We start from the raw sequence: 16,329 nt of genomic DNA on the forward strand, positions 1-16,329 counted from the left end.
AATGAAAGAAACTCTTGTTAGATCACTTTCTGGGTTATTATATGTTTCATTATTAGTTACATGCTTATTTTTCGAACACCTTTTAATCGCACTTTTTTTCGTTTTTGGACTTATCTGTATTGGTGAGTTCAATAAACTTATCCAATTAAAAAGCTACATTCCATACATCATCTTTATTATTTTATTTGCTGTGTTTGGTTATTGGCAAGCTGTTTTGAATACCAACACGGGGATTCATGAGGCCACTCAAATTTTAACCGTTTTATCCATTTTCGTAAACTTATTTCTTATTAAAGATTTATTTTCTGGAAAAACCATTCCTTTATTTAGTACAAAGCGATTTTTACTAACGACCTTCTATTTATCAAGCGCCTTTGTTTTCTTAATTCTTATCGCAAACTACTACCAATCTTATAATCCTTTAATATTATTAGGAGCCTTTATTTTAATATGGGTTAACGATTCCTTTGCGTATCTGGTTGGTAAGAATTTTGGAAAGCAAAAACTTTTTGAGGCCATTTCACCAAAAAAAACAGTTGAAGGCTTCCTGGGAGGTTTATTCTTTTCATGTGTTGCAAGTTATTTTATCGCTACCTTTACTGCAACATTAAACTTTACAAGTTGGTTATTGCTTAGTATTATTATTAGTGTTTTTGGGACTCTGGGAGACTTGATTGAATCTAAATTTAAGCGACAAGCACATGTTAAAGATAGTGGAGTTATAATGCCAGGTCATGGTGGATTATTAGACAGACTAGATAGCATTATATTTGCTGCCCCTTTTATTTATTTATTTTTAAGAATATTACATTATGTTTCATAAAGAAGGCCATAAAATTATCGTTCTCACCCTTATTTTTGTAGTTGGTGGTTTTTTGTTGGCCGACAGTTTTATTAGCGTATATTGGTTAAGAACCCTAATAATGGTTGCGCTGTTAGTTTTCTTAGTCTTAATCCTGCAATTTTTTAGAAACCCTAAAAGGAACACGGTTAAGAATGACAATCATGTAGTCTCTCCCGTTGATGGAAAAGTTGTAGTTATTGAAGAAGTTTTCGAGACGGAGTATTTCAAAGAAAAACGATTACAGGTTAGCGTATTTATGTCGCCAATAAATGTTCATGTAACACGTTATCCTATTGGAGGAAACGTTATTTATAGTAAGTATCATCCAGGCAAATATCTAGTTGCATGGCATCCTAAAGCCAGTGAAGAAAACGAACGAACAACTGTTGTGGTAGAAAACGAGTTTTTCGGTAAGGTTTTATATAGACAAATTGCAGGTGCTTTAGCAAAAAGAATTGTTAATTATGCAAAATTGAATGATAAAGCTTCTCAAGGCGAAGATTCTGGTTTTATAAAATTTGGTTCTAGAGTAGATTTATTCCTACCTATAGACACCAATATTAAAGTTGAACTCAATCAAAAAGTTAGAGGAGGAGAATCTATTATTGCAGAGAAAAAATAATGAGTGAAGACGATTTAGATATAGCATTTAAAGAAGCGGTAAAACGTGTAAATGACCATAAGGAACCTTTTCCTGCAGACACGCTTTTAAAATTATATGCTTATTATAAAAAGGCTACCAATGACTATGGAAGACCCAGAAGCAGAGAGGCACTAATTAACGCCTTTAAAACCAATGCGCTTTTTCAAGCTAAAGAGCTTTCTCAAACTGAAGCCAAACAACTTTATATTGACTTGGTTAACAACTACTTTTTGTACAGAGAATAAAGTCTAGCGTCAAGTTTTTATCTAATCTTTCTTTCTTAGCTTAAAAAATATAGGTCTCAACACATTTCATAGATCTAACGTTTATGGTAGATGTCAAAAATAATTACTGAGCAAGCATAACTCCAGGCTCACTGCCTAAACTACATTCACCATATACAGGCAACTCTGAACGTAAAAAACTACCCTAAACTAGCCAAGCTAGATTTCAAGGTTTCAATTTTGGCCAATGCATCTGCTTCTTTTTTCTTTTCACTGGCTACAACCTGTTCTGGTGCATTATTAACAAAACGTTCGTTAGAAAGTTTCTTTTGCACAGACTTTAAAAACCCTTCCGTATAGCTCAACTCTTCCGTGAGCTTTTTTACTTCAGCCTCCACATCAATACTACCAACCATTGGAATAAAATACTCGTTAGATTTTACTCTAAAGGTTAAAGCACCTTCAACTGCATCATTGGTATAATTAATAGCGTCAAGGTTCCCTAGCTTAGCTATAACACCATCAAACGTGGTGTTAGTCTTTTCATTATTAATAACAGAAAACCCTATCGTTTCTTTAAAGGCAATGTTCTTTTGCTTTCTAATGTTTCTTATTCCTGAAATGACTTCAGAAGCTACTTCAAACTCTTCGATCAAAGTACTGTTTACCCTGCTAGTTTCTGGCCATTTAGCTATAATTAAAGCATCTTCTGGTGTTCTTTCAGACATACACTGCCAAATTTCCTCAGTTAAGAATGGCATAAAAGGATGCAACACCTTTAGGTTATCTTCAAAAATCTCAACAATGGCGTTATATGTTTTAGCGTCTATTGGTTTTTGGTATTCTGGCTTAACAATCTCTAATAACCAACCACAAAAATCATCGTAAATTAACTTATAAAGCCCCATTAAAGCATCACTTAATCGGTACTTACTAAAATGATCTTCAATTTCACCTAATACCTTTTGAAATTTTGACCTATACCACTCCAAAGCCACTTTACTATGCTCTGGTTGCTCTATATCTTTAACATCCCATAAGGTGGTTAAGTAAAAAGCACTCCATACCTTGTTGCCTAAACCCTTTCCTTGCTGGCACAGTGCTTCATCAAACAACAAATCGTTTCCTGCTGCCGAACTTAATAAGAGCCCCACACGAACACCGTCTGCACCATATTGTTCTATAAGCTTTAATGCATCAGGTGAATTCCCTAAGGATTTACTCATTTTTCGACGTTGCTTATCACGCACCAAGCCAGTTAAATACACATTACTAAATGGCTTTTCATCTTTATACTCATATCCTGCAATAATCATACGTGCTACCCAAAAGAAAAGAATATCTGGTCCAGTAACCAAATCGTTTGTTGGGTAGTAGTATTTTATCTCTTCGTTCTCAGGGTTTCTTATACCATCAAAAACACTCATTGGCCATAACCATGATGAAAACCATGTATCTAGAGCGTCTTTATCCTGAGTTAAATCGCTTGCTGATAATTGTGAATTATTTGTGGCTTGTTTAGCCAATTTTACAGCCTCTTCTAAAGATTCTGCTACTACAAAGTCTTCTTTACCATCACCATAGTAATATGCAGGTATTTGCTGTCCCCACATTAATTGACGAGAAATATTCCAATCTCGAATATTCTCCATCCAGTGCCTGTAGGTATTCTCAAACTTTTTAGGAAACAATTTAATATCATCATCTTGTAAAACCGCTTTAATAGCTGGTTTTACAAGGTCTTCCATTTTTAAAAACCACTGATCGCTCAAACGTGGTTCTATAACAGCCTTAGTTCTTTCTGAAGTTCCTACTTTATTTATATGGGTTTCTGTCTTTATTAAAACACCATTTGCTTCTAATTCCTTGGCAATTTCCTTTCTAACAACAAATCGATCTTTGCCTTCATAGTGTAATCCAAAGCTGTTTAACGAGGCATCTTCATTAAAAATATCAACAACTTCTAAATTATGTTTGTCGCCAAGATTCTTATCATTTTCATCATGAGCCGGTGTTACTTTTAAACATCCGGTACCAAATTCAACATCAACATACTCATCTTCAATAATTGGAATAACACGATTGCAAATAGGTACAATAGCTTTTTTGCCTTTTAAATGTGTAAAACGTTCATCATTAGGGTTAATACAAATGGCAGTATCTCCAAAAATAGTTTCAGGTCTTGTTGTTGCAATAGTCAACGTTTCATCACTATCTTCGATTTTGTATTTTAAATAATATAAACTTCCTTGACGCTCTTCATGGATTACTTCTTCATCAGATAATGTGGTTTTCGCCTCAGGATCCCAGTTTACCATACGGTAACCACGATAAATCAATCCTTTTTCATACAAATCCACAAAAACCTTAATTACGCCTTCACTCATATCATCATCCATGGTGAATTTGGTACGGTCCCAATCACAAGAACACCCTAGTTTTTTAAGTTGTTCTAAAATAACACCTCCATATTCTTCTGTCCAGTCCCAAGCGTGTTTCAAAAATTCATCTCGAGACAAATCATTTTTATCTATCCCCTGCTCCTTTAATTTAGCCACTACTTTAGCCTCTGTAGCAATAGAGGCATGATCTGTTCCAGGAACCCAACATGCATTTTTACCTAACAAACGTGCACGACGAATTAAGACATCTTGTATGGTATTATTCAACATATGCCCCATATGCAACACCCCAGTAACATTAGGTGGTGGAATAACAATGGTGTAAGGCTCTCTGTCATCTGGTTCTGAATGAAAATAATTGTGTTTCATCCAGTAATCATACCACTTACTTTCTACCTGACTTGCATCATATTTTGATGGAATTTGCATACTTCGGAATAGTTTTTGAATAATGAAGTGCAAAAGTACTTATATTTCTTTTTCTGTGAAACTAAAAGATGTATTGATAAGCACAGATATTAGGGACAATTTAACAGTATTTAAACCAAAAAATGTCCAAACAATGAATACATTTGATATGTAAAACTAAGGTTAAGAAACATGTATTTCATCTATTTTTTTTGCATATTGTGGAAAAACCGCCTATGTTTGATTAGGTTTTGGACTGGAATTGTATGAATTAACCTAGATATCAAGCCATTATAAATTTTGATAAATAATAAATAAAATCATGAAACAATTAATTACAGTATTATTCGCAGGATTAATTAGCTTTTCTATAAATGCTCAAGCAAAAATTGAGTTTAAAGAAACCACTATTGATTATGGCACTATAGATAAAGGCGCTAATGGTGTTAGAGTTTTTGAATTTACTAACACTGGAGATGAACCTCTTATTATTTCAAAAGTGTCTTCCAGTTGTGGGTGTACCATTCCTAAAAAACCAGAAGACCCTATTTTACCGGGAAAGACAGGACAGATTGAAGTAAAATATGACACAAACAGAGTAAACCCAATTAGAAAAACAATTACCGTAATTTCGAATGCCGAGACCCCTACTGTTGCTTTAAAAATTAAAGGCTTAGTGGTCGATCCAAGCAAAGTAAATGTTATGGAAAAAAAAGATACTAGTGTTATGGAAAAATAGTTTGTTGAATTTTTTCGAAAATATGGCCTTAAACACAGTTTAAGGCCATATTTTTTTAAGAAACTTAAAACAGTGTTTTCAAAACGAAGCTAAAAGTTTTTATTTGTCCGTTTCTATCTACTTTCAACCTAATCTTTTTACCATTTTCTTCATAGAAACTTTGTATCACTTCTTGTAATGAAAGTCCTTTCGTGTTTTTTGAGTTAATACTTAACACAATATCGCCCTTTTGTAAACCCGACTTTGCTGCCGGAGATCCTGGTCTAATCTCAACAATAGCATAGGCAGGCATAAGCACTAATCGATAGCTTTCATTTTTACGAATGCTTATATTACCATAAGTTTTATTACTACTAGGGTAACCACTCCCTTTTAAAGGTTTATCATTAAATACCTTAACAAGTCTGGCTCCAGAATGAGCCAATTCTATCCCACTTTTATTATAAGTAAAGGGATCATTAAAATATTTGTTCTTTTTTAAAACTAAAAGTTTTTTATTGTAATCAAAGACAACATTAAATCGTTTCAATATATTTCCAGACAAACTGCCATTTCTATTTTCTATTTTCTTGGCAAAGTATACAGATTCAGAATCTGGAAAAGACACATTAACATTCTTGAGCTTGAATTTTTTTAGAGAAAATAACGTTACTTTGGAACGCTTGCCATAAACACTACCAGTTAACCCATGCCCCAAAAAATCCTTAAAAAACAGCTTGCCAGAACTTATACCTTCAGAATCATTCTCAAACAGCCATAAAGCGTCACTACTTCCAGAATCAATTAATAATTTTACAGGAATAGCTTTTTCATCAATTGTTACTTCTGCCTTTATATAAGGTTTTTTATTATGAAAAACCAAACCAAAATACTCGCAAGGTTTACAAGGTTTATGTTCAAAGTATTCAGGTTCTGTTAAAACTATGGTTTGCATAGAATAATTAATTTGCACCACTAAATGCTCAAACAAATCATGCCCTATGATACCATGCACTGGTATCCCTAATTTTGGAGCCAAATTGAGATTAGCATTATATACAGCATATAAGTCTTGATTTAGCTTTATGGCATCCCCAATTTTAAAAACATTGTTTTTAGATTTTAATGCTTCAATAGTTTCTTCTCCTCCCAACCCTCTTAAGCGAATAGTTTCTGTGTCTTTTATCTTAAGAGTGTCTGATACGTTTAAATAATTAAATATAATAGGCTTACTAACACCTGTGTCTAATAGAAAGGATAAAGTAACACCATTAACTTCTACAGGAAGAACAATCAAGTTATTGATTAGTTTAAACTTTATTTTATCAGACTTTTGTTTGTTTTGAATAACAAACTGATTTTGAGAAAAGCCAAAAAAACCCATAAACAAAAGCAGAAAACCTAAGAACATTCTTCTTTTCATAGTTTAAAAAGGTTAATGACAACTTTAAATTACAAATCTTTAGCTATGTAAAGCGTATTTCGGTCAATATTTAAAAAAACTTTAAGAATATTTTCTCAACTTTGCAACCAAATTTTTAGTAATGCCAACAATATCAAAAAAGGGTTATAATATGCCTGCTTCACCAATAAGAAAGCTAGTTCCTTACGCTGAACAAGCCTTGCAACATGGTAAAAGCATATACTATTTAAACATTGGGCAACCCGATATTAAAACCCCGGATATTGCCTTAAAGGCTGTTAAGGAGAATGATATTGATATACTTGCTTATTCAAGATCTGAAGGATCGGAATCTTACAGAGAAAAATTGGCTAAGTACTACAGTAAGCATAATATAAAGGTTTCCCCAAAAGATATTATTGTTACTACAGGGGCCAGCGAAGCTTTATTGTTTTTATTTAGCAGTATCATGGACCCTGAAGATGAAGTCATTATCTCTGAGCCATTTTACGCTAATTATATAGCTTTTTCTACCGCTACAGGCGTTAACGTTGTTCCTGCAATATGTAATATTGATGATAATTTTGCACTACCGTCTGTTGCTTCCTTTGAAAAACTTATTACGTCAAAAACAAAAGCTATTTTAATTTGTAACCCTGGAAACCCTACAGGCGCGCTTTATTCTAAAGAAGATATAAAGCAACTTGCAGACCTAGCTGTAAAGCATGACTTATTTTTGGTAGCTGATGAAGTTTACAGAGAATTTATTTATGATGGAGCATCACATTACTCAATAATGGAAGTTCCGGGCATTGAGAAACACGCTGTTATTATTGATTCTGTTTCAAAACGATACAGTATGTGCGGTGCACGAGTTGGTTGTCTTGTTTCAAAAAACAAAATAGTCATGGAAACGGTATTAAAATTTGCACAAGCAAGATTAAGTCCTCCCACCTATGCTCAAATAGCCAGTGAAGCTGCCTTGGATACACCGCAAAGCTATTTTGATAACGTGATTTCCGAATATGCTGAAAGAAGAAATACTTTAGTTTCAGAACTAAAAAAAATAAAGGGTATTAAAGTTGCATTACCCAAAGGTGCATTTTACTGTATGGTAGAACTACCCGTAAAAAACTCTGACCACTTTGCGCAATGGCTTTTGGAGCATTTTGATGTTGATGGAGAAACTATAATGGTTGCTCCCGCTGGCGGATTTTACTCAACACCAAACGTTGGTTTAAACCAAATAAGAATTGCTTACGTACTTAATAAAGAAAGCTTGATTAAAGCTGTAAATATCCTTAAAGAAGCTCTAAAAATTTACAAGGACTAGTGCATATAGAACAAAATATTTCTCTTAAACATTACAACACCTTTGGCATAGACGTTGTTGCCAAATATTTTATTTCCATTAAAAATATAACAGAGCTTAAAGAAGTTCTCTCTTTGGAAGGATATGACCAAAAGTTGATTTTAGGAGGAGGAAGTAATATTCTTTTAACGAAAAATTTTGATGGCCTAGTAATTAATAATAATATTAAAGGCATTGAGATTGTTTCAGAAAACCAGGATTTTGTATATGTAAAGGCAAATGCTGGCGAAAATTGGCATGATTTTGTTTCTTGGTGTATTAATCGTGACTATGGCGGTGTAGAAAACTTATCCCTAATTCCAGGTAATGTAGGCACCGCTCCCATTCAAAATATAGGGGCCTATGGTGTGGAGTTAAAAGATGTTTTTGAGTCATGCCAAGCTTTAAACAAAGAGCGCAAAAAACTAGAATCTTTTGATAAAGACAAATGCGATTTTGGATACAGAAATTCAATATTTAAACAACAAGCTAAAGGAGAATATATTATTACCAGTGTAACTTTTAAACTTACAAAACACAGTCATATTCTAAACATAGATTACGGTGTTATTGCTCTAGAATTGGATAAAAAGGACCTCAAAACACCATCAATTAAAGATGTTTCAGAAGCTGTAATAAGAATAAGAGAAAGTAAATTACCTAACCCAAAAGAAATAGGGAACAGTGGTAGCTTCTTTAAAAACCCTGTTATTTCTAAAACTCAATACCAAGAATTACTTAACAACTTTAGTGACATGCCCTGTTATACAGTTTCTGATAATAAGGTGAAAGTTCCTGCGGGATGGCTTATTGAAAAATCAGGGTTTAAAGGAAAAACTTTTGGTAATTATGGTGTGCATAAAAAACAAGCCTTAGTACTCGTTAATTATGGAGGAGCCAAAGGTTCTGACATCTTAAAGCTTTCGGAATTAATTCAAAAAACCGTTAGCCGTATTTTTAGTATTACTCTTGAAGCCGAAGTTAACATCTTATAATAAAAAAGAAATTTCTAACTTTGAATTAGGAAATTTGTAGTATTTCTCATTATTTAAAAAAATCTGACTTGATTACAGCAATAGAAAAACAAATAGTAAGTTTATTACAAGATGGCGATAAAAAAGCCATTAGCTTGCTTTATGAGAACTATGCTGACTCCCTATACGGTGTTATTCAAAAGATCATTACAGATGAAGATACAGCGCAAGATGTGCTTCAAGAAACCTTTGTTAAAATTTGGCGCTATGCTAAAAAATACGATTCGAGCAAAGCAAAACTATTTACTTGGCTCTATAGAATAGCTTACAATACGGCTATTGATAAAGTGAGATCACAAAAAAATAAAACTGGAAATGAAGTCCAGATTGAAACATCTGCCGTATATAAAATAACATCCACCGAATTAAATCAGGATGTTATGGATATAAAAAAGCATCTAAAAAGTTTAGATGAAAAGTATCAAATAGTTATTGACGCCTTATTTTTTGAAGGTATGACGCAGCAGGAAGCTAGCGATGAGTTAAATATCCCTCTAGGGACTATAAAATCACGATTAAAAATTGGTTTGAGAGAATTGAAAAAGATTTACAATCCTTAAAACATAAAGTCATGAATGAGAAAATAAATACTTTTTTAAGTTCTGGCCTATTAGAAAAATATCTTTTAGGTGATACCACAACTGTGGAAGCAGAAATGGTTGAGTCTTATATTGCAAAATATCCTGATGTGCATAATGCATACAATACATTGCAATTTAATTTGGAAGTTGTTGCTAAAAGCAATGCTATTGAAGCTCCAAAGAAAGTCCTGTTAGACATCTTGGATGAACTTAATGAAAAGCCCGTTATTACTTTAAGTAGTACTAAGAAGACCTATAAGAAATGGTACAAATATAGCGTTGCCGCCAGTGTTGCAGCCTTAATTTTTGCTGGTACTTCTTATATATTCTATAATCAGAATCAAAAATTATCCGAAGAAAACCAGATAGTTGTTGACGAAATTTTTGATTTAAGAAATGACATTGATCAAAACAATAAAATGCTTGATAATGTCATGAGACAGCTTTTAAAACTGAATAACCCTGAGACCGAAAAATACATTATTAAGGGTAATGAAAGGGCTAAAGATTTAAAGACCGTTGCTTATATTAATGCGAAAGAAAAGACATCGATGATTGATGTTGTTTCATTACCAGAGCTACCACCCGAACAATGCTACCAAATATGGGCAGAGCTACAAGGAAAAATGGTTAATCTTGGTGTATTAGATAAAGCAGATAGAAAACTTAGAAACATTCCTTACATGGAAGATGCCTTAGCTTTAAGTATAACTATAGAGCCTAAAGGAGGTAATAGTATTGCTTCTGTTGAAAACTCTGTAGCACAAATTAGTTTACAATAAAATCCATTGAACTAAAAAGTGAAAGCCTCGTTTAAAAAAACGAGGCTTTTTTGTATTCATTAAATTAAAATACATTATTCTTTATCAAATAAGGCTTTATGAATAAAGCCTGCAACTATAGCCCCAGCAATAGGTGCTACCCAAAATAACCATAACTGACCAACAAATTCACCACCAGCAAATATAGCCTGACTCGTTGATCTTGCAGGATTTACAGAGGTATTGGTTATAGGAATACTTATTAAATGAATCAGTGTAAGTCCTAAACCTATAGCTATAGGCGCAAACCCTTTTGGCGCTCTTTCATTAGTACTCCCTAAAATAATCAACAGAAAAAACATGGTCAATAAAAATTCGGCAATTAGTGCTGCCGTCATAGAATATCCATCGGGCGATAAGTCGCCATAACCGTTTGCAGCAAAGCCACCAAGGCTTGTAAAATCAGTCTTATTTGTTACTATTAAATAGAGCGCTCCAGCTGCTACAAATGCCCCTATTAATTGCGCAATTATATAGCCTGCCAAATCTTTTGTTTCAAACTTGCCTCCTGCCCATAACCCAAATGAAACCGCAGGATTAAAATGGCCACCAGAAATATGCCCTACAGCATAAGCCATGGTTAACACAGTAAGACCAAAGGCCAAAGACACTCCTACAAAGCCAATGCCTAAATCTGGGTATCCTGCCGCAAAAATAGCACTACCACAGCCGCCAAAGACAAGCCAAAAAGTTCCAAAAAACTCTGCAAATAATTTTTTCATAATCATAATGATTTTAAAAGGTTAGTAATTAAATGTACGAATAATTTGTAAATAGGACCCAAAACAAATAGTTAGTCACTTCTTTTTAGCCCATTTTCTTATATAAATTAGCGCCTAAAACTATATCTTTGCGTAAACCCTTTATGATTTATAAATGAAACTTCTTTTAATTACCATTGTACTCTTAGGAATAGGAATTGCTGGCATTGCCATTAAAATATGGGCGAAAAAAGACGGTAAATTTGCTGGTACTTGTGCTAGTCAAAACCCCGTTCTAAATAGGGAAGGTGAAGCTTGTGGGTTTTGTGGTAAAACACCCGACCAATTTAGTGAATGTAAAGAACCTCAACATTCATAAATAATTCATGGGGCTTATTGATCTGGTTTTCTACACATTTCTAGTTGTAGTTATTATTCAAATTACCTTTTACTTGCTGCTATTTTCAAGGTTTTCATTCTTGAAACCAGAGAAAACCGTTTTAAAAGAAGTTCCAGTATCTGTTATTATCTGTGCTAAGAATGAAGCTGAAAATTTAAAGACTTTTTTACCTTCAATAATCGATCAGGAATATTCAGAATTTGAAATTTTACTTATCAATGATTCTTCAAAAGACAATACTCTGGAGGTTATGGAGTATTTTGAGAACCTTCATAACAATGTTAAGATTGTTGATGTAAAAAGTACCGAAGCTTTTTGGGGTAATAAAAAATATGCTCTAACATTGGGCATCAAAGCATCAACTCATAACCACTTAATATTCACAGATGCAGACTGCAAACCTTTATCAAAATATTGGATTAAGGAAATGAGTGCCCGATTTAATACGAAGAAAGAAATTATTTTAGGTTATGGCGCCTATTCAAAAATTAAAAATTCATTTTTGAACAAAGTTGTAAGGTTTGAAACCATGGTTACAGCCATAAACTATTTTTCTTTTGCTTTAGTGGGAATGCCATATATGGGTGTTGGAAGAAATTTGGCGTATACAAAAAAAGCCTTTTTCAAGGCAAACGGATTTATTAATCATATTAAAGTAAAATCTGGTGATGATGATTTATTTGTTAATCAAGTAGCCAATGCAGAGAATACTGCCATATGCGTATTGAAAGAAACATTTACAGAATCTAAGCCAAAAACAACTTTTGCGACATGGTTTAAACAAAAAAGGAGACATGTATCTACCGCTAAATACTATAAACCATCTCATAAAGTAATTTTAAGCGTCCTATATGTTTCAGGTTTATTATTTTGGTTACTCGCAATTTTGTTATGCCTAAATAGCTTTAAATGGCCGATAGTTTTAGGCTTGTTTTTATTAAAAATTATAATCCAGTATATCGTATTTGTGCCAGCTTCAAAAAAACTAAATGAAACAGATCTTTTGGTTGTGCTTCCCTTTTTAGAAATCTTTTTAATTATTTCTCAATTGATTATCTTTATAAACAATCTTATTTCAAAACCCAACCATTGGAAATAAACGAAGCTATTAAACTTGCCAAAAAAAATGACCAAAAGGCATTTAATTACTTATTGGACATATATTGGGATAGTGTTTACGGTTTTCAACTAAAGCGCACTCAAAATGAAAATGACGCTGAGGATATTACCATACAAACTTTCTCAAGAGCTTTTGATAAAATTGATACATTTGATGAAAATTACAAGTTTAAAACTTGGCTTATTTCGATTTCTAAAAATATTCATATTGATTTATTAAGAAAGGAAAAAAATTCGATCGCTCAAATCTTATCAAAAAACGATAAAGAAGCCTATCAAATACTTGATGAATCTCCTTCTCCCGAAGACAAACTCATTACAGAGCAGCACTTAGCTAAACTATTAAGAGATATTAAAAAACTAAAACCACACTATCAAGAAATTATTAACTTAAGATATTTTCAAGAATTGAGTTATAAAGAAATCTCTCAACAGTTGGATGAACCAATGAATAATATAAAAGTTAAATTATTGCGGGCAAAGAAGCTACTTTCCGAAATTATTAGAGAAAAATAAATGCTTTCGAAATTAAAAAATCTTGGTCCGGGGCTATTATTTGCAGGAGCAGCCATTGGAGTTTCTCATTTAGTACAATCTACTAGAGCCGGAGCCGATTTTGGCCTAGGGTTTGTTTGGGCACTGTTACTTGTTAACCTATTTAAATATCCTTTTTTTCAATTTGGCCCTAGGTATGCTACAGCTACTGGCGAAACACTATTAGACGGTTACAAAAAACTTGGTAGAGGTGTCTTAATTGCTTATTTAATATTAAGTTTAGCAACAATTTTCACCATTCAAACAGCAGTAACCATTGTAACAGCCGGGCTAGCCTCTTCTATTTTTGGGGATTTCATTAGTATTGAAATGTGGACTATCATTGTTTTACTGGTTTGCTTAGGGTTATTAATTGTTGGTCGATATAAACTACTTGACAACCTTATAAAAATTATTATTGTCACTCTTACATTAAGTACTATTGTAGCAGTAAGTATTGCACTCTTTAATAACACCTCACATATCTCTTTCAATCAAATTCTACCTAAAAACGGTGTTGAAATAGCTTTTTTAATTGCCTTTATGGGCTGGATGCCTGCCCCTCTCGATATTTCCATTTGGCAATCATTATGGTCCATTGAAAAAAATAAAGCTACTAAAAGCTACAACACCAAATCTGCCTTATTCGACTTTAATGTGGGGTATATGGGAACCATTACCCTAGGCTTAGGGTTTCTTCTTTTAGGAACACTAGTAATGTATAAAAGCGGCGAAGTATTTAGTAATTCAGCTGGAGTTTTTTCTAGCCAGTTAATAAAAATGTACACCACAAATCTAGGTAATTGGTCTTATATTATAATAGGAATAGCTGCTTTTACCACCATGTTTAGCACAACACTAACCACCTTAGATGCTTCTCCAAGAGCCATGAGTAAAACGGTCGAATTACTGTCAAATAAAACTTCCTATTTTAATTATAAATTTTGGATTACATTGCTCTCGTTGGGAACTATTGGCATTTTTATTTTTTTGGCTTCAGAAATGGGATTTCTCATAAAAGTGGCAACAATTTTATCTTTTATAACAGCTCCTTTTTATGCGATAATTAATTATATTTTGATTTCTGGAAAACATACACCAAAAAAGTGGAGACCTTCCAAATTTATGCATGGTTTAAGCATTTCAGGTATTCTTTTTTTAATAGGATTTAGCCTATGGTATCTTGCAACGCTTTAGGATAATTTCAAAAGAATACTTTGTATCTTTGCAGCTCATATTTTTTTGATTATGGACAGTAATACTACTTCAAATATCTTACCAGAACGTCAGGCCAAACCCAAATGGCTACGCGTTAAACTACCAACAGGAAAAAAATACACAGAACTAAGGGGTTTAGTAGATAAGTATAAGCTTAATACGATATGCACCTCTGGTAGTTGTCCTAATATGGGTGAATGTTGGGGAGAAGGTACTGCAACCTTTATGATTTTAGGTAATATTTGTACAAGATCTTGTGGTTTTTGTGGGGTAAAAACAGGTAGGCCAGAAACTGTAGATTGGGATGAACCCGAAAAAGTGGCTCGATCCATAAAAATTATGAATATCAAACATGCCGTTCTAACTAGTGTGGATCGGGACGATTTAAAAGATATGGGGAGCATTATGTGGTCTGAAACTGTAAAAGCAGTAAGACGCATGAACCCCAATACAACACTGGAAACACTCATCCCTGATTTTCAAGGTATTGAAAGACATATTGATAGAATTATTGATGTAGCACCCGAAGTAGTTTCACATAATATTGAAACGGTTCGCCGCCTTACAAGACAGGTTAGAATTCAAGCTCAGTACGACAGAAGCATGGGAGTTCTTAAGTATTTAAAAACCCAAGGCCAGCGCAGAACAAAATCAGGGATTATGCTTGGATTAGGAGAAACGCGAGAAGAGGTTATACAAACGCTTAACGACTTAAAAGAAAATGATGTAGACGTTGTAACTATTGGTCAATATTTACAACCAAGTAAAAAGCATTTGCCGGTAAAACAATTTATAACCCCAGATCAATTTAAAGAATACGAAGAAATTGGTTTGGGCTTAGGGTTCCGTCATGTAGAAAGTAGCGCCCTAGTTAGGTCTTCATATAGAGCTCAAAAGCACATCAACTAGTATGATTAATATTGCTATCAATGGTTTTGGTAGAATAGGAAGACGGGTGTTTAGGTTGCTCGATAATCACCCCGATTTTCAAGTGGTTGCTATCAACGATTTGGCAAACCCTGAAACACTAAGTCATTTACTAAAGTATGACAGCGTTCATGGAACCTACCAACGTGAAATTAGTTTTAGCCAAAATCAGATTGAAGTAGCAGGCGCAAAAATCCCAATTCTAAATCATAAACATCCCAAGCTAATAAACTGGAAGCCCTTTAAGGTGGATTTTGTTATTGAATCCTCCGGAAAGTTTAAAACTTCTCGAGAGTTAAATTATCATATAAAAAATGGGGCTCAACAAGTTATTTTAAGTGTTCCTGCTGCAGAAGACCAAATTAAAACCATTGTTTTAGGAGTTAACCACCATATTATTACTGGGGAAGAACGCATTATATCTAACGCTTCTTGTACTACCAATAATGCAGCCCCAATGATAGATGTTATTAATGAGCTATGTGGTATCAAGCAAGCTTATATTACAACTGTACATTCATATACCACTGACCAAAGTTTACATGACCAACCCCACCGAGACCTAAGACGTTCTCGTGCCGCAGGGCAGTCCATTGTTCCAACTACCACAGGTGCCGCTAAAGCCCTCACAAAAATATTTCCAGAGTTATCAGAAGTTATTGGTGGTTGCGGCATTAGAGTCCCTGTTATCAATGGTTCTTTAACAGATATCACATTTAATGTTGAAAAGGAAGTTTCTATTGAGGAGGTAAATCAAGCGTTTAAAGCGGCTTCAAAAAATAAATACAAAGGTATTTTAGAGTATACCAAAGATCCTATTGTCTCTATTGATATTGTAGGGAACCCGCATTCTTGTATATTCGACTCGAAAATGACATCAGTCATTGGAACCATGGTTAAAATTATTGGCTGGTATGACAATGAAACAGGATATTCTCAAAGAATAATTGACTTAATATGTAATTTGTCGGAAAAAAAGTGTCTTTTATCGATAAAATAATT

Annotated in this window: 17 protein-coding genes; 14 read left to right on the forward strand and 3 right to left on the reverse strand. The window is 33.6% G+C overall.

The window, feature by feature from the left end; all coding sequences use genetic code 11:
• Position 1 precedes the first annotated feature (1 nt).
• The 3 genes from E5D58_RS00880 to E5D58_RS00890 are packed head-to-tail and all read left to right on the forward strand — an operon-like array spanning position 2 to position 1,732.
• Positions 2 to 823 (forward strand): phosphatidate cytidylyltransferase, encoded by an 822-nt coding sequence (locus E5D58_RS00880; RefSeq protein WP_136479945.1) that lies wholly within the window; start codon positions 2 to 4, stop codon positions 821 to 823.
• On the forward strand, positions 813 to 1,466 hold the full coding sequence (locus tag E5D58_RS00885) for a phosphatidylserine decarboxylase family protein (protein WP_136479946.1): 654 nt from the start codon (positions 813 to 815) through the stop codon (positions 1,464 to 1,466). The genes E5D58_RS00880 and E5D58_RS00885 overlap by 11 nt, the downstream gene beginning before the upstream one ends.
• Complete coding sequence (locus E5D58_RS00890; RefSeq protein ID WP_136479947.1) at positions 1,466 to 1,732, forward strand: acyl-CoA-binding protein; 267 nt, start codon at positions 1,466 to 1,468, stop codon at positions 1,730 to 1,732. The genes E5D58_RS00885 and E5D58_RS00890 overlap by 1 nt, the downstream gene beginning before the upstream one ends.
• Positions 1,733 to 1,911: 179 nt before the next feature.
• Here the strand turns inward: E5D58_RS00890 and E5D58_RS00895 are convergent, their stop codons facing one another.
• On the reverse strand, positions 1,912 to 4,542 hold the full coding sequence (locus tag E5D58_RS00895) for a valine--tRNA ligase (RefSeq protein ID WP_136479948.1): 2,631 nt from the start codon (positions 4,540 to 4,542) through the stop codon (positions 1,912 to 1,914).
• Positions 4,543 to 4,843: 301 nt separating this feature from the next.
• Here E5D58_RS00895 and E5D58_RS00900 point away from each other — a divergent pair, with 301 nt between their 5' ends.
• The gene (locus tag E5D58_RS00900; protein WP_136479949.1) at positions 4,844 to 5,260 is read left to right on the forward strand and encodes a DUF1573 domain-containing protein; all 417 of its coding nucleotides are present in this window, start codon (positions 4,844 to 4,846) and stop codon (positions 5,258 to 5,260) included.
• A gap of 64 nt (positions 5,261 to 5,324) precedes the next feature.
• On the opposite strand, the gene E5D58_RS00905 is transcribed toward E5D58_RS00900, so the two are convergent.
• Positions 5,325 to 6,662: a pepsin/retropepsin-like aspartic protease family protein gene (locus tag E5D58_RS00905; protein ID WP_136479950.1), complete on the reverse strand. Its 1,338-nt coding sequence runs from the start codon at positions 6,660 to 6,662 to the stop codon at positions 5,325 to 5,327.
• Positions 6,663 to 6,783: 121 nt separating this feature from the next.
• Here E5D58_RS00905 and E5D58_RS00910 point away from each other — a divergent pair, with 121 nt between their 5' ends.
• The 4 genes from E5D58_RS00910 to E5D58_RS00925 all read left to right on the forward strand — a co-directional run bounded on the left by E5D58_RS00910 (position 6,784) and on the right by E5D58_RS00925 (position 10,389).
• Positions 6,784 to 7,974 (forward strand): pyridoxal phosphate-dependent aminotransferase, encoded by a 1,191-nt coding sequence (locus tag E5D58_RS00910; protein WP_136479951.1) that lies wholly within the window; start codon positions 6,784 to 6,786, stop codon positions 7,972 to 7,974.
• Positions 7,974 to 8,987: a UDP-N-acetylmuramate dehydrogenase gene (murB, locus tag E5D58_RS00915; protein ID WP_136479952.1), complete on the forward strand. Its 1,014-nt coding sequence runs from the start codon at positions 7,974 to 7,976 to the stop codon at positions 8,985 to 8,987. The genes E5D58_RS00910 and murB overlap by 1 nt, the downstream gene beginning before the upstream one ends.
• A gap of 68 nt (positions 8,988 to 9,055) precedes the next feature.
• Positions 9,056 to 9,586, forward strand: coding sequence for an RNA polymerase sigma factor (locus E5D58_RS00920; protein ID WP_136479953.1), 531 nt, complete (start codon positions 9,056 to 9,058; stop codon positions 9,584 to 9,586).
• Between the two features lie 11 nt (positions 9,587 to 9,597).
• A complete protein-coding gene (locus E5D58_RS00925) occupies positions 9,598 to 10,389 on the forward strand; it encodes an anti-sigma factor (protein WP_136479954.1) in 792 nt (263 codons plus the stop codon).
• A 74-nt stretch (positions 10,390 to 10,463) separates the two neighbouring features.
• Here the strand turns inward: E5D58_RS00925 and aqpZ are convergent, their stop codons facing one another.
• Entirely contained in the window at positions 10,464 to 11,150 is a 687-nt protein-coding gene (gene aqpZ, locus E5D58_RS00930) for an aquaporin Z (protein ID WP_136479955.1), read from the reverse strand.
• Between the two features lie 154 nt (positions 11,151 to 11,304).
• On the opposite strand from aqpZ, the gene E5D58_RS00935 reads away from it, so the two are divergent.
• The 6 genes from E5D58_RS00935 to gap are packed head-to-tail and all read left to right on the forward strand — an operon-like array spanning position 11,305 to position 16,327.
• Positions 11,305 to 11,508 carry a membrane or secreted protein gene (locus E5D58_RS00935; RefSeq protein ID WP_136479956.1) on the forward strand — a complete coding sequence of 68 codons (204 nt, stop codon included), beginning with the start codon at positions 11,305 to 11,307 and terminating at the stop codon, positions 11,506 to 11,508.
• A 7-nt stretch (positions 11,509 to 11,515) separates the two neighbouring features.
• A complete protein-coding gene (locus E5D58_RS00940) occupies positions 11,516 to 12,628 on the forward strand; it encodes a glycosyltransferase (protein WP_136479957.1) in 1,113 nt (370 codons plus the stop codon).
• A complete protein-coding gene (locus E5D58_RS00945; protein WP_136479958.1) occupies positions 12,619 to 13,164 on the forward strand; it encodes an RNA polymerase sigma factor in 546 nt (181 codons plus the stop codon). Before E5D58_RS00940 ends, E5D58_RS00945 begins: the two co-directional genes overlap by 10 nt.
• Positions 13,165 to 14,379, forward strand: coding sequence for an Nramp family divalent metal transporter (locus E5D58_RS00950; RefSeq protein WP_136479959.1), 1,215 nt, complete (start codon positions 13,165 to 13,167; stop codon positions 14,377 to 14,379). It abuts the gene before it with no gap.
• Positions 14,380 to 14,430: 51 nt separating this feature from the next.
• A complete protein-coding gene (lipA, locus tag E5D58_RS00955) occupies positions 14,431 to 15,309 on the forward strand; it encodes a lipoyl synthase (protein ID WP_136479960.1) in 879 nt (292 codons plus the stop codon).
• 1 nt (position 15,310) lies between these two features.
• Positions 15,311 to 16,327: a type I glyceraldehyde-3-phosphate dehydrogenase gene (gene gap / locus E5D58_RS00960; RefSeq protein WP_136479961.1), complete on the forward strand. Its 1,017-nt coding sequence runs from the start codon at positions 15,311 to 15,313 to the stop codon at positions 16,325 to 16,327.
• Positions 16,328 to 16,329: the final 2 nt, after the last annotated feature.

The organism is Cognatitamlana onchidii (assembly GCF_004804355.1).
GTDB lineage: Bacteria > Bacteroidota > Bacteroidia > Flavobacteriales > Flavobacteriaceae > Cognatitamlana > Cognatitamlana onchidii.

Bases quoted from the DNA above. Each gene is read 5' to 3' on its own strand.
- E5D58_RS00880 (WP_136479945.1), top strand. From the start codon at position 2: ATGAAAGAAACTCTTGTTAGATCACTTTCTGGGTTATTATATGTTTCA.
- E5D58_RS00885 (WP_136479946.1), top strand. From the start codon at position 813: ATGTTTCATAAAGAAGGCCATAAAATTATCGTTCTCACCCTTATTTTT.
- E5D58_RS00890 (WP_136479947.1), top strand. From the start codon at position 1,466: ATGAGTGAAGACGATTTAGATATAGCATTTAAAGAAGCGGTAAAACGT.
- E5D58_RS00895 (WP_136479948.1), bottom strand. From the start codon at position 4,542: ATGCAAATTCCATCAAAATATGATGCAAGTCAGGTAGAAAGTAAGTGG.
- E5D58_RS00900 (WP_136479949.1), top strand. From the start codon at position 4,844: ATGAAACAATTAATTACAGTATTATTCGCAGGATTAATTAGCTTTTCT.
- E5D58_RS00905 (WP_136479950.1), bottom strand. From the start codon at position 6,662: ATGAAAAGAAGAATGTTCTTAGGTTTTCTGCTTTTGTTTATGGGTTTT.
- E5D58_RS00910 (WP_136479951.1), top strand. From the start codon at position 6,784: ATGCCAACAATATCAAAAAAGGGTTATAATATGCCTGCTTCACCAATA.
- E5D58_RS00925 (WP_136479954.1), top strand. From the start codon at position 9,598: ATGAATGAGAAAATAAATACTTTTTTAAGTTCTGGCCTATTAGAAAAA.
- aqpZ (WP_136479955.1), bottom strand. From the start codon at position 11,150: ATGAAAAAATTATTTGCAGAGTTTTTTGGAACTTTTTGGCTTGTCTTT.
- E5D58_RS00935 (WP_136479956.1), top strand. From the start codon at position 11,305: ATGAAACTTCTTTTAATTACCATTGTACTCTTAGGAATAGGAATTGCT.
- E5D58_RS00940 (WP_136479957.1), top strand. From the start codon at position 11,516: ATGGGGCTTATTGATCTGGTTTTCTACACATTTCTAGTTGTAGTTATT.
- E5D58_RS00950 (WP_136479959.1), top strand. From the start codon at position 13,165: ATGCTTTCGAAATTAAAAAATCTTGGTCCGGGGCTATTATTTGCAGGA.
- lipA (WP_136479960.1), top strand. From the start codon at position 14,431: ATGGACAGTAATACTACTTCAAATATCTTACCAGAACGTCAGGCCAAA.
- gap (WP_136479961.1), top strand. From the start codon at position 15,311: ATGATTAATATTGCTATCAATGGTTTTGGTAGAATAGGAAGACGGGTG.